Annotated in this window: 10 protein-coding genes; 5 read left to right on the forward strand and 5 right to left on the reverse strand. The window is 63.2% G+C overall.

The window, feature by feature from the left end:
* Window positions 1-106: 106 nt before the first annotated feature.
* Window positions 107-1,297 carry a glycosyltransferase family 1 protein gene (locus ABE456_RS20725; protein ID WP_346645588.1) on the reverse strand — a complete coding sequence of 397 codons (1,191 nt, stop codon included), beginning with the start codon at window positions 1,295-1,297 and terminating at the stop codon, window positions 107-109.
* A 178-nt stretch (window positions 1,298-1,475) separates the two neighbouring features.
* Between ABE456_RS20725 and ABE456_RS20730 the strand changes: the two genes are divergently transcribed.
* Window positions 1,476-2,792 carry a PAS domain-containing methyl-accepting chemotaxis protein gene (locus tag ABE456_RS20730; protein ID WP_346645589.1) on the forward strand — a complete coding sequence of 439 codons (1,317 nt, stop codon included), beginning with the start codon at window positions 1,476-1,478 and terminating at the stop codon, window positions 2,790-2,792.
* Window positions 2,793-2,882: 90 nt separating this feature from the next.
* On the opposite strand, the gene cysZ is transcribed toward ABE456_RS20730, so the two are convergent.
* The gene (gene cysZ / locus ABE456_RS20735; protein ID WP_346645590.1) at window positions 2,883-3,611 is read right to left on the reverse strand and encodes a sulfate transporter CysZ; all 729 of its coding nucleotides are present in this window, start codon (window positions 3,609-3,611) and stop codon (window positions 2,883-2,885) included.
* Between the two features lie 322 nt (window positions 3,612-3,933).
* Between cysZ and trxB the strand changes: the two genes are divergently transcribed.
* The gene (gene trxB, locus ABE456_RS20740) at window positions 3,934-4,896 is read left to right on the forward strand and encodes a thioredoxin-disulfide reductase (protein WP_003247318.1); all 963 of its coding nucleotides are present in this window, start codon (window positions 3,934-3,936) and stop codon (window positions 4,894-4,896) included.
* A 79-nt stretch (window positions 4,897-4,975) separates the two neighbouring features.
* Here the strand turns inward: trxB and nadC are convergent, their stop codons facing one another.
* Entirely contained in the window at window positions 4,976-5,824 is an 849-nt protein-coding gene (gene nadC / locus ABE456_RS20745) for a carboxylating nicotinate-nucleotide diphosphorylase (RefSeq protein ID WP_346645591.1), read from the reverse strand.
* A 241-nt stretch (window positions 5,825-6,065) separates the two neighbouring features.
* Here nadC and ABE456_RS20750 point away from each other — a divergent pair, with 241 nt between their 5' ends.
* The 3 genes from ABE456_RS20750 (at window position 6,066) to ampE (ending at window position 9,708) form a co-directional block, all read left to right on the forward strand.
* Complete coding sequence (locus ABE456_RS20750) at window positions 6,066-8,222, forward strand: DUF1631 domain-containing protein (RefSeq protein WP_346645592.1); 2,157 nt, start codon at window positions 6,066-6,068, stop codon at window positions 8,220-8,222.
* Between the two features lie 86 nt (window positions 8,223-8,308).
* Entirely contained in the window at window positions 8,309-8,881 is a 573-nt protein-coding gene (gene ampD, locus ABE456_RS20755) for a 1,6-anhydro-N-acetylmuramyl-L-alanine amidase AmpD (protein ID WP_346645593.1), read from the forward strand.
* Window positions 8,878-9,708: a regulatory signaling modulator protein AmpE gene (gene ampE, locus ABE456_RS20760; RefSeq protein ID WP_346645594.1), complete on the forward strand. Its 831-nt coding sequence runs from the start codon at window positions 8,878-8,880 to the stop codon at window positions 9,706-9,708. Before ampD ends, ampE begins: the two co-directional genes overlap by 4 nt.
* Before the next feature lie 124 nt (window positions 9,709-9,832).
* On the opposite strand, the gene ABE456_RS20765 is transcribed toward ampE, so the two are convergent.
* Both ABE456_RS20765 and cra read right to left on the reverse strand, forming a co-directional pair.
* The gene (locus tag ABE456_RS20765; RefSeq protein WP_346645595.1) at window positions 9,833-10,609 is read right to left on the reverse strand and encodes a TatD family hydrolase; all 777 of its coding nucleotides are present in this window, start codon (window positions 10,607-10,609) and stop codon (window positions 9,833-9,835) included.
* Between the two features lie 2 nt (window positions 10,610-10,611).
* Window positions 10,612-11,607: a catabolite repressor/activator gene (gene cra / locus ABE456_RS20770; RefSeq protein WP_346645596.1), complete on the reverse strand. Its 996-nt coding sequence runs from the start codon at window positions 11,605-11,607 to the stop codon at window positions 10,612-10,614.
* Between the last annotated feature and the right edge of the window lie 242 nt (window positions 11,608-11,849).

Raw genomic sequence — 11,849 nt, forward strand, 5'->3', positions numbered from 1 at the left:
TGTATTCTCTTGAGTAAGATTTACGCACTAATTTTGCCTCCAATTGGGCGCCATCATAGCGCCCGATGAAGGTGTCCAAAATCATTAGGCCAGTTCAAGGCCGCTCCTACACAGATCGCGTAGCCCCCAGCTGCGACGCTGGTGAAGCAGTAGCCTGGCCCCGAGCTGCATGCAAATACCCCTCAAACTGCTCGACAATCGCCGGCCAGCCCTGGCGGCTGGCATGTTGCCGCGCATTCAGGCGCACCCGGCGCAATGTTTCTTCTTCTTCCAGCAACCAACAAGCGGCATCGATGAACGCTGCCTGATCCCCTGGCATGGCCAGTGCGCCGCTATGGCCATGGCGAATATGCTGCGCTGCGGCCGCCTCGTCATAAGCGACCACCGCCAACCCCGAAGCCATGGCTTCGAGCACCACATTGCCAAAGGTTTCAGTCAGGCTCGGGAACAGGAACAGGTCGCCGCTGGCATAGTGCTCGGCCAGCACCTCGCCCCGCTGGGCGCCGCAGAACACGGCATCCGGCATCTGCTGCTTGAGCGCAGTGCGCTGTGGGCCGTCACCGACAAAAACAAGGCGCAGACGTTTCTGTGGATAAGTTTTCTGCAATGCCTCAAGGCAAGGCCGCAGCAAGCCAAGGTTCTTTTCCACCGCTAACCGGCCGACATGCAGCACAGCGATATCGTCTGGCCCAAGCCCCCAGCTTTCGCGCAATGCCTGGCTACGCCGGGCCGGGTTGAACAGGCAGGCATCTACACCCCGGGCCAGTAGCTGCAGGCGTTCGAAGCCACGGCGCTCAAGCTCCAGGCGTTGGCTGAGGCTAGGTACGAGGGTGATGGCCGTACGCCGATGGAACCAGCGCAGGTAGTGGGTGAGCAGGCGTGTCAGCAGGCCCAGCCCGTACTGGCCGGAATACTGCGGGAAGTTGGTATGAAAACCACTGACCACAGCCACCCCCAGGCGTCGGGCCGCGCGCAGGGCGCTGAGCCCCAGTGGCCCTTCGGTGGCGATGTACAGCACATCCGGGCGCTGCCGGCGCCAGCGGCGTAACAGCTTGTGCATCGACACCTCGCCCCACTGCAAGCCGGGATAGCCGGGCAGGGCCCAGCCACGGCACAGCATCAAGTGCGGGTCGTTGTGCACAGGCCCTTCACCGGCCTGGCGCGGGCGCACCACCTCAACCTCATGGCCGCGTTGGCGCAGCCCTTCGCTGAGGCGGCCAAGGGTGTTAGCCACGCCGTTGATTTCGGGTGGGAAGGTTTCGCTGACCAGGGTAATGCGCAGGGCGGATGTATTCATGACAAAAAGTTTCCGCCCGCAGGGTTGCGCCAATGTGACTGCCATGTGACGTACAGATGACGCCTGACCGCCGACGTTCTTGCTTTTGTGAATATTTCCTTGCATGGCACTCAAGAAGGGGTCACCGGCAGCCGATGAAGATGCATTCGACTACTTGATGCGCTCCGGGAGAGCGGTGATGTTCAACAACAAGCTCAAGCAAGAAATCCGGCAGCTGCGCGAAGACCTGATGTCCATCGAACAGGTCAAAAGTAGCCTCGACAGCGAGATGCTGGTCCTTCAACTCGACCCCCAGGGACGGATCGAGATGGTCAACGGCAACTTTGAGAGCGAGATGCTCTACCGTGCCGAACAATTGCTTGGACGCAACATCGAGGACATCGTCCCCGGCCATGTGAAGTCGCTGGATTTCTATCAGCGCATGAAAAGCGCGATCAGCCGTGGCGAACACCTGAACGGCGCGTTCCGCCTGCTGCGCGGCAATGGCCAGGAAGCCTGGTTGCGCTCGATCCTGCAGCCGGTGAAGAACAGCGAAGGGCGCATCAAGTACTTCACCCTGCATTCCAGCGACCTCACCCGCACCATCGAGACGTCGCGCGAGCACGAAAGCCTGATCAAGGCGCTGATGCGCTCCACGGCGGTGATCGAGTTCGACCTCGACGGCACTATCCTCACCGCCAACGACCGTTTCCTGGCCACCGTCGGCTACCGCCTGGAGCAAATTCGCGGCAAGCAGCACCGCATGTTCTGCGAGCCGGAGGAGGCCAACTCGGCCGGCTACCAGGCTTTCTGGGACAAGCTGCGCCGTGGCGAATACGTTGCCGAACGCTTCAAGCGCATCGATGCCCATGGCCGGGTGATCTGGCTGGAAGCCTCGTACAACCCGATCTTCGATGCCCACGACGTGCTGTACAAGGTGGTCAAATTCGCCACCGTGATCACCGACCAGGTCAACCAGGAGCAAGCGGTGGCCGAGGCGGCCGATGTTGCCTACAACACCTCATTGGGCACCGATGCCAGCGCCCAGAAGGCTACCGATGTGGTTACCCAGACCGTCAGCGTGATGCGCGGCCTGGAAGCCTCGATGCAGGAGGCGGCCGAAGGTATTCAGGCATTGGATACCCAGTCGCGGGTGATCGGTTCGATCATCAAGACCATCAGCGACATTGCCGGGCAGACCAACCTGCTGGCGCTGAACGCCGCCATCGAAGCGGCTCGCGCGGGCGAGCAGGGGCGGGGTTTTGCCGTGGTTGCCGATGAAGTGCGCCAGCTGGCCTCGCGTACCAGCACTGCCACTGAGGAAATCGCCCGGGTGGTGCAGCAGAACGAGCAACTGGCCCAGGCGGCGGTGGCGATCATCGACACCAGCAAGCGCCAGGCCGAACAGGGGCTGGCGCTGGCTGACGAGACGGGCAACGTGATTGTAGAGATCCAGGACGGGGCGAAGCGGGTGGTGGATGTGGTGGGGCAGTTTTCCAGCCGGTTGGGGCAGTAGAACCCAAACCAGACGCGGTCTGCTTTTTGTAGGAGCGGCCTTGTGTCGCGATAGGGCCGCTCCTACAGAAGGCTGCGTACAGCCCAAGGATCAGTTGCGCTCCCGCACCCAGAACAACGTAGCCCCGGCCACCGCCGCCGGCATCATCAGCACGTTCACCCCCGGGATCATCAACGCCAGGTAGGTAATCCCGCCAAAGCCCAGTGACTGCCAGCGCTTCTGCCGCAGCCAGGCGAGCATGTCCTGCCAGCTCATCTTGTTGTTGTCCGCCGGGTAGTCGATGTACTGGATTGCCATCATCCACACCCCGAAGATCAGCCACAGCGGCGCTGCCACCACGTTGACCACCGGGATCAGCGACAGGATGAACAGGCCGATGGCCCGTGGCAGGAAGTAACCCAGCTTGCGCATTTCGCGGCTGAGGGTGCGCGGCACCATGGCCACCAACTCGCCCCAGCTGAACGCCGGGAAGTTGTCTTCGCCGCGCACGACCACTTCCACCTTCTCGGCCAGGAAGCCGTTGAACGGCGCGGCAATGATGTTGGCCACCAGGGTGAAGGTGAAGAACACCATCAACAGCACCAAGGCGACGAACAGCGGCCAGAGGATGTAGGTGAGGAAGTTCAGCCAGCTCGGCAAGGTCGGCATCAGGGCATCCACCCACAGGCTGAACTGATGGCCGGCAAAGTAGATCAGGCCGCCGAACAGCAGCAGGTTGACCGCTAGCGGCAGCAGCACGAACAACCGCAGGTTGGGGCTCAGCACCAGTTTCAGGCCTTCGCGCAGGTACTGGGGGCCAGAGAGGACAGGGGCTTGCATCAAGAGACTCCGCAGAGAAGGAAAACGCGCTGACCTTACCGAGTTTGTCGCGCCGACGAAAGGCGGGTAGCAGGCGGGAAACGGGCTGTAACAAAAGCGCCAGGGCTTTGCTTATCGATGAAATCGCAGCATAGACGATGCCTATGAGGTGGATTGTCGAAGGATATTTCCTTAATCTTTGCGACCTCGCTACAGTGCGCTCAACTTTCCGCTTTCTGGGCCTGCGCGTTGTAGCCTTCCCCAAGTGCTGCGTGGGTCCTTTTTAATTTTCCAGCTGGCGCAGCCGGTACACCGATGCCGGCCCGCTCGACAGGAGTTCGACATGTCTGAAGTACGTCATTCGCGCGTCATCATTCTCGGTTCCGGCCCTGCCGGTTACAGCGCCGCAGTGTATGCCGCCCGTGCCAACCTCAAGCCGCTGCTGATCACCGGCATGCAGGCCGGTGGCCAGCTGACCACCACCACCGAAGTCGACAACTGGCCGGGCGACCCCCATGGCCTGACCGGCCCGGCCCTGATGCAGCGTATGCAAGAGCACGCCGAGCGTTTCGAAACCGAAATCGTCTTCGACCATATCAACGCCGTCGACCTGGCCAACAAGCCATTCACCCTGCAGGGTGACAGCGGCAAGTACACCTGCGACGCGCTGATCATCGCCACCGGCGCCAGCGCCCGTTACCTGGGCCTGCCGTCGGAAGAAACCTTCATGGGCAAGGGTGTTTCGGCCTGCGCCACCTGTGATGGCTTCTTCTACCGCAACAAGCCAGTCGCCGTGGTTGGCGGCGGCAACACTGCCGTGGAAGAGGCGCTGTACCTGGCCAACATCGCCAGCAAGGTTACCCTGGTGCACCGCCGCGAAACCTTCCGCGCCGAGAAGATCCTGGTCGACAAGCTGAACGCCCGTGTGGCCGAAGGCAAGATCGAGCTCAAGCTCAACGCCACCCTGGACGAAGTGCTGGGTGACAACATGGGCGTGACCGGTGCGCGCCTGAAGAACAACGACGGTAGCAGCGACGAAATCAAGGTCGACGGCGTGTTCATTGCCATTGGCCACACCCCGAACACCTCGCTGTTCGAAGGCCAGCTGACCCTGAAGGACGGCTACCTGGTGGTCAACGGCGGCCGTGAAGGCAATGCCACCGCCACCAACGTAGAGGGCGTGTTCGCCGCCGGTGACGTGGCTGACCACGTTTACCGCCAGGCCATCACCTCGGCCGGTGCCGGCTGCATGGCGGCGCTGGACGTGGAGCGTTACCTGGACGGGCTGGCCAACGCCTCGTTCTGATTCGAGAACGCCGGGGCTGCTTTGCAGCCCCACAAAAAAAACCGGCTCGATGGCCGGTTTTTTCATGCCTGCAATCAGCTCACAGGCTCAAGCGCATCGACAGGTCCACCGCCTTCACATCCTTGGTCATCGCCCCGATCGAGATGTAGTCCACACCCGTCTCGGCAATCACCCGCAAGGTCGTCTCGTTTACCCCGCCACTGGCCTCCAGCTTGGCCTTGCCCGCAGTAATGCGCACCGCTTCGCGCATTTCGTCCAGGTTCAGCTCGTCGAGCATGATGATGTCGGCACCCGCCGCCAGCGCCTGACGCAGTTCTTCCAGGCTCTCCACCTCGATCTCCACCGGCTTGCCCGGTGCAATGCGATGCGCCGCAGCTACGGCCTCGGCCACGCCGCCGCTGGCGGCAATGTGGTTTTCCTTGATCAGGAAGGCGTCGTACAGGCCGATGCGGTGGTTGTCACAACCGCCACAGGTAACCGCGTACTTCTGTGCCAGGCGCAGGCCAGGTAGGGTCTTGCGGGTGTCCAGCAGGCGCACTTGGGTGCCTTCCACCAAATCGGCCAGAAAGCGTGCACGGGTGGCAACCCCCGACAGCATCTGCAGGAAGTTCAGCGCACTGCGCTCACCGCTCAGCAGCGAACGCGCCGGGCCTTCCAGGTGGAACAGTGGCTGGTTGGCTGTGGCACGTTCACCGTCAGCTACCTGCCAGTGCACCGCCACGCGCGGGTCGAGTTGGCGGAACACCGCATCGACCCAGGCGGTGCCGGCAATCACGCAGTCTTCGCGGGTGATGATGGTCGCCTTGGCCAGGCGCTCGGCCGGGATCAGTTGCGCGGTGATATCGCCACTGCCGATGTCCTCCAGCAGTGCACGGCGCACGTTGGCTTCGATTTCAGCGGTCAGGTCGGCAAGGCGTAGGTTCGGCATGGTCGGCTCCACAAGCTAGATGCCCGCGATTATAGGGCAGGGGGCCGGTGTGTACAGCCGCCTTGGCGATGACCTTTGGTCGGCCGACGCGAGCAATGGGAGCAAATCAGTGTCACTCACCCGCCGGTGACACGGCGCTGGCAGCGGTGCGATTTTTTACCGATAATAGCGACCAGTATTTGGCGTCATAGCTTTGACGATGTTAAGCCCTTCGGGCAAGACACCCTGCAAGGAGTCCAGGATGCAAAAAGAAGGCAAGGTGGTGCCCTTGGCGGCAGCCATCGACCGAGGTGCGCGCACGCCTCTGCCTTGCCTTCCGGTGTTGCTCCTGCAAGTGCGCGACAAGGCAGCGTTGCAACTGCGCCAGGCCCTGCAGGTGCTGTTCGACAACGCCGACGACACCCTGTTCGAAATGGCCGACAAAGCCTATGAGCGCTGCGACCAGAATCTGTACTTCGAGGCCATGCGCGATTTGCGCCTCAAGCGCAAAAGCATCGAGCGCGGCTTTCTCGATACCTTTTATGACACCTTTGCCCGCATTGGCCAGCTTGACCCGCTGGCGCGCCTGGGCGACTCAGGCGTGCGCAACAAGGCGCAACTGGAGCGGGCCGCAGCCGTCGAAGGGATGGTTGCGCGGGTACTGTCGCGGGACGGCTTTGCCCTGCAGCAGTTGAGCTTGCGTTTACAGGCGCTGCTTGATCGGCCCTTGCATGAGCAGCACAACCCGCTGGGGCCTGCCGCGTTGTGTGGTTACTTTCTCGATGCTGGCTATAACCTGGGGGTAGGCCTGCGGGTCAAGCTGATCCTGCTCAAGCTGTTCGAGCGCTATGTGCTGCGCGACGCTGACCTGATCTATGGCGAAGCCAACCAGTTGCTGGCTGCCGCCGGGGTGCTGCCCGAGCTGCAACCGGCGCCGCGCCGGCGCGCCGAAGACCGGGGCATGAGCGCACGCAGGGGGCCGGCAAGCCTGGGCCAAGCGGTTGGTGCGGACGCGGCAGGGCAGGCCTTGTTTGCTTCGTTGCAAACGCTGCTGGCCCCGGCGCGCGGGCAGTTCGCCCCCCGTTTGCAGGCGGCGACCAGCGCCCAGCCGGTCAGTACTGCCGACTTGCTGCGCCTGCTTACGCATTTGCAGCATTACGTGCCCGCTAGCCATGAGGCCGATGATTTCGAGCTCGGCCAGCACCTTGAACAACTGCTGCTGCGTGTCAGCGTGCGCAGCGGCACACGTCGGCGTATTGCCGTGGCCGACGAAGACATGATCAACCTGGTCGGCCTGCTGTTCGCTTACATCCAGAACGATGACAACCTGCCGCTCAGCCTGCGCGCGCTGATTGCGCGTTTGCACATACCGCTGCTCAAGGTGGCCCTGCTCGACAAGGGGCTGTTCAGCCGAGCCAGCCACCCGGCCCGCCGCTTGCTCAACGAGATTGCTGGCGCGGCTATTGGCTGGGAATGTGGCGGCGAAGGCCTGCGCGACAACCTGCACTTGCGGGTGGAGCGCACCGTCCAGCGCCTGCTCAATGAATTTGCAGAAGATGCCAGCCTGTTTGCCGAACTGCTCGACGACTTCCTGGCCTTCAACCAGGACGAGCGACGGCGCAACGAATTGCTGGAACAACGTACCCGCGATGCCGAAGAAGGACGTGCGCGGGCCCTGCAGGCCAGGCAGCAGGTGCAGCAGGTGCTCAACCAGCGTTTGCGCGGCCGGGTCTTGCCGCAGGTGGTGGTCCAGATGCTGGTGCAGGCCTGGAGCCAGGTGTTGCTGCTGGCCTGGCTCAAGCAGGGTGAGGCGTCCCAGGCCTGGCGGGATGCTTTGGATACGCTGGACACGCTGCTGGCCAGCATCAGCCCGCCGCACGAACCGCAAGCACTGCTGCTGCAGGTGCCGGGCCTGCTCAAGTCGCTGCGCGATGGCTTGGCCAGCGTAGCACTGGACTCCCAGGCGACCCGCGAATTCTTCCAGCAACTGGAACAGTTGCACCTGCGCGCATGCGCAGGCAATGCGCTGCTGCCTGTTAGCGATGACCAGTCCTTGGCCGAAGTGCTGGTGGCCGAGGATATCGTGCTGGCAATTGCCGAAGAGCCGGCTTGTGCGCCATTGCATTTTGCCGACGGGCAGGCTGTGGCGTTGCGGCAGGTACAGCGCATGCGTATCGGTACCTGGGTCGAGGTGTTCGATGAAGACGAACCACTGCGTTGCAAGCTGGTAGCGCGCATCGATAGCAGCGACAGGCTGGTGTTCGCCAACCGCACCGGCATGAAAGTGCGCGAGTGGAATGGTGCCAGCCTGGCTCAGGCACTGCACCGGGGCGAAGTGCGGGCTCTGGATGACGGGCTGTTGTTCGAGCGGGCGCTGGAGGTGGTGCTCGACGGGCTGCGGCAAGGGCAAGCGCTGTAGGCGGCAACATTACAATCATTCACATGCAAACGCCGTTGGCCGCAGGGCATACTGTGCTCTGTTCATGGCGTTTCAGGATCTGCCCCATGCAATTGGACCGTGCCACTGGCTGGTTCCACGGAATCGGAATCACCCACTGCCCCTCGCCAAACTTCAATGCCCGCCCCGAAGGCGAATCGATTTCCCTGCTGGTGATCCACAACATCAGCCTACCGCCGGCCTGTTTCGGTACCGGCAAGGTGCAGCAGTTCTTCCAGAACCGCCTGGACCCCGACGAACACCCCTATTTCGCCAGCATCAACCACCTGACCGTGTCGGCGCATCTGTTCGTCGAGCGTGACGGTGCGGTGACCCAGTTCGTGTCGTTGCGCGACCGTGCCTGGCATGCGGGTGTGTCGAGCTTCGACGGGCGCGAAGGCTGCAACGACTTTTCCATCGGTATCGAACTGGAAGGCACCGACGACCTGCCCTATACCGATGCCCAGTACGCCGTGCTGGAGCAACTTACCCGGCACATCCGCGGTGCCTGGCCGGCCATCGATCTGGGCCGCATCCAGGGCCATAGCGACATTGCCCCGCAGCGCAAGACCGACCCCGGCCCGGCCTTCGACTGGCCGCGCTACCGCCAGGCGCTGCAGCACGACGAGGACAAGGCATGAGTTTTCTGGTGTTGTTGCTGGCGCTGTGGGTAGAGAAGTTCTCGGCCCTGCGCCATCAGGTGCAGCGCGACGGGTTCTTCCTTGGCGAACTGGTGCGCCTGGAGCGCAGCGGCAAGGTGCACCCTTGGTGGACACTGGCCATTCTGGTGCTGGCACCGGTAGCACTGCTGATGTTGCTGCTGCACGTGCTGGACCCGGTGGCCTATGGCTTGCTGGCCTTGCCGGTGCACCTGCTGGTGCTGGTCTACAGCCTGGGCCGCGGCGATGCCAAGGCGTCGCTGGGCCCGTTCCGCGATGCCTGGCGGCGCGGCGATGACCAGGCGGCGCTGCATGTGGCCGAGCGTGACCTTGGCCTGGCGGCGGACAATCCGCACAGCCTGCTGGTGAGCGTGCAGGGCAACTTGCTGTGGCAGGTCTACCAAGGCTTTTTCGCAGTGATCTTCTGGTACTTCGTGCTGGGCCCGGGGACGGCGCTGGCCTATCGCTTGCTGGCATTGTGCGGTGAACACAGCAAGCAACCGGCGCTGCAGGCACGTGCCGAGCAGCTGCGGCATATCATGGACTGGTTGCCGGTGCGTTTGCTGGCGTTGAGCTTTGCGCTGGTAGGCAACTTCCTCGCCGTTACCCGTGTGATGCTGCACGAGCTGCTCAACTGGCACATCAGCGCCGCGCACCTGGTGGCCCGGGTCGGGCGCATTGCCGATGACATTCCCGAGGAAGAAGACAGCCAGCGCGGGCTGGGGCGGCTGGACAGCCTGTGGGAACTGCTGCTGCGCTGTGCGGTGTTGTGGTATGCCGGGTTTGCGCTGTGGACGGTGCTGATCTGAACTAGTTCGCCGGCCTCTTCGCGGGTGAACCCGCTCCCACAGGTACAGTGTTGCTCTCAGAGTTGGTGCGGCCCCTGTGGGAGCGGGTTTACCCGCGAAGAGGCCGGTGCAGGAAATAGAGTTGCTACCAGCCAAACAACTCGCAAGCATTGCGGCTACTGGCCTCAGCCAGTTCGCCAACATCCACCCCCATCACCTGCGCCAACGCCCCGGCAATCTCCGGCAGATGCTCCGGGCTGTTGCGCACCCCTGGGTACATCACCGGCGCCATATCTGGCGCATCGGTCTCCAGCACCACACTGTCCAGCGGCAACCGCGCCAGGGTCTTGCGCAGCCGCAGCGCCTGCGGCCAGGTAGCTGCACCGCCAAGCCCGAGCCTGAAGCCCAGCTTGATGTACTCGCGAGCCTCTTCATAACTACCGGCGAACGCATGAATCACCCCGGCCTGCGCCGGCTTGTAGCGCTTGAGCGTGGCGATCACCTGGGCATGGCTGCGGCGCACGTGCAACAGGGCGGGCAGTTCGAAGTCGCAAGCCAGCTGCAGTTGTGCTTCGAACAGCGCCTGCTGGCGCGCCTTGTCCAGGTCTTCGAGGTAGTAGTCCAAGCCGAACTCACCCACGGCGCACAGCCGCGGGTCACCGTGCAGGCGCTCCAGCCACTCGCGCAACTGCACCAGGTGCTCCGGGCGATGCTGGTCGAGGTAGACCGGGTGCAGGCCGAGTGCGGCGAACAGGCGCTGGTCGTTACAGGCAAGCTCCCACACCCGCTGGAAATTCGCCTGATACACCCCCAGTACCACCATCCGCTGCACCCCACGCGCCGCCGCGTTGGCCAGCAGGCGCGGGCGGTCGGCGTCGAAGTCGGGGAAGTCCAGGTGGGTGTGGGTGTCGATCAGGCGCATGTTCAGGCCACGCTGATGCGTTGCTTGAAGGTGCGGCCGACAGCATGCACGCCAGGGTCGTAGCGTTTTTCCTCGATCGCGGCCAGTGCCAGTTCCAGCGCGGTGGCGGCAATCAGGCCGTGCTGTTGGGCCATGGCGTTGACTGGCAGCGGCAGGAAGTCGAGCAACTGGTTGTCACCAAAGGTGCCCAGTTGCAGCTGGCGCGAATCGGCCGGGCGCGCTTGCAGGGTGTCGAATACCCCTTGCAGCAGCACATACGAGGTGGTCACCAGGGCATCTGGCAGGCCGCCGAGGTCGTCGATCAGCTGCTGCATCAGGCGCTGGCCGCACTCACGGCTGAAGGCTTCGCCCTGGTAGCGGCGGACTTCACCGGCATAGCCTTGCAGGGCTTCGTCAAAGCCGCCGGCACGCGCCTGGCTGACCGACAGCTCGGGGCGTGCGCCGATCAGGGCGATGCTGCGCGGGGCTGCGCTCAGCAGGCTGGCGGCCAGTTGGCGGCTGGCATCGCAGTCATCGCTGATGACCGAACAGAAGTGTGCTGGGTCCAGGCGGCGGTCGATGGCGATTACCGGCAGGCCTTTGTCCTGCAGTTCGCGGTAGCTGTCATCTTCTGGCGGCAGGCAGCTGGCGACGAACAGCGCATCGCAGCGGCGGGCGCGGAACAGTTGCTGCAACTGGCGTTCGCTGTCTGGCTGGTCGTCGCTGCTGGCGATCAACAACTGGTAGCCGCGGGCGCGGGCGCCTTGCTCCAGTTGCTTGGCGATGCGGGCGTAGCTGGGGTTCTCCAGATCCGGGAGAATGAAGCCCAAGGTACGGGTGTGCCGGCTGCGCAGGCCAGCCGCCTGTGGGTTGGGTGTGAAGCCATGGGCTTCGACCACCGCACGCACCCGTTCGACAGTGCTGTTGCTGATGCGCTGCTGTTCAGCCTTGCCATTGATGACGTAGCTGGCAGTGGTCACGGACACACCGGCCAGACGGGCGATATCGCTGAGTTTCACCGAATTTTCCTTGTTATTACCGGGGCTGGCTGTGAGGCCGGACCGGGTAGTTTGACCCGGCGCTGGCGCCACGCGCAGACGACCATTGTCGCAATTGTCCGACAGGATGGGGCTTTTTCCTCGGCAGATTATCGAGTAACGTGGCCGTCTGGTCAGATTAAACGTTTCAGCTGCCGATTTTTCTGCCTCGGCTGCCATTTGCGCAAGGCTGTTGAACTGGCCCTTTATGTGAATTTCACAAC

The organism is Pseudomonas sp. TWI929 (genome assembly GCF_039673335.1).
GTDB lineage: Bacteria > Pseudomonadota > Gammaproteobacteria > Pseudomonadales > Pseudomonadaceae > Aquipseudomonas.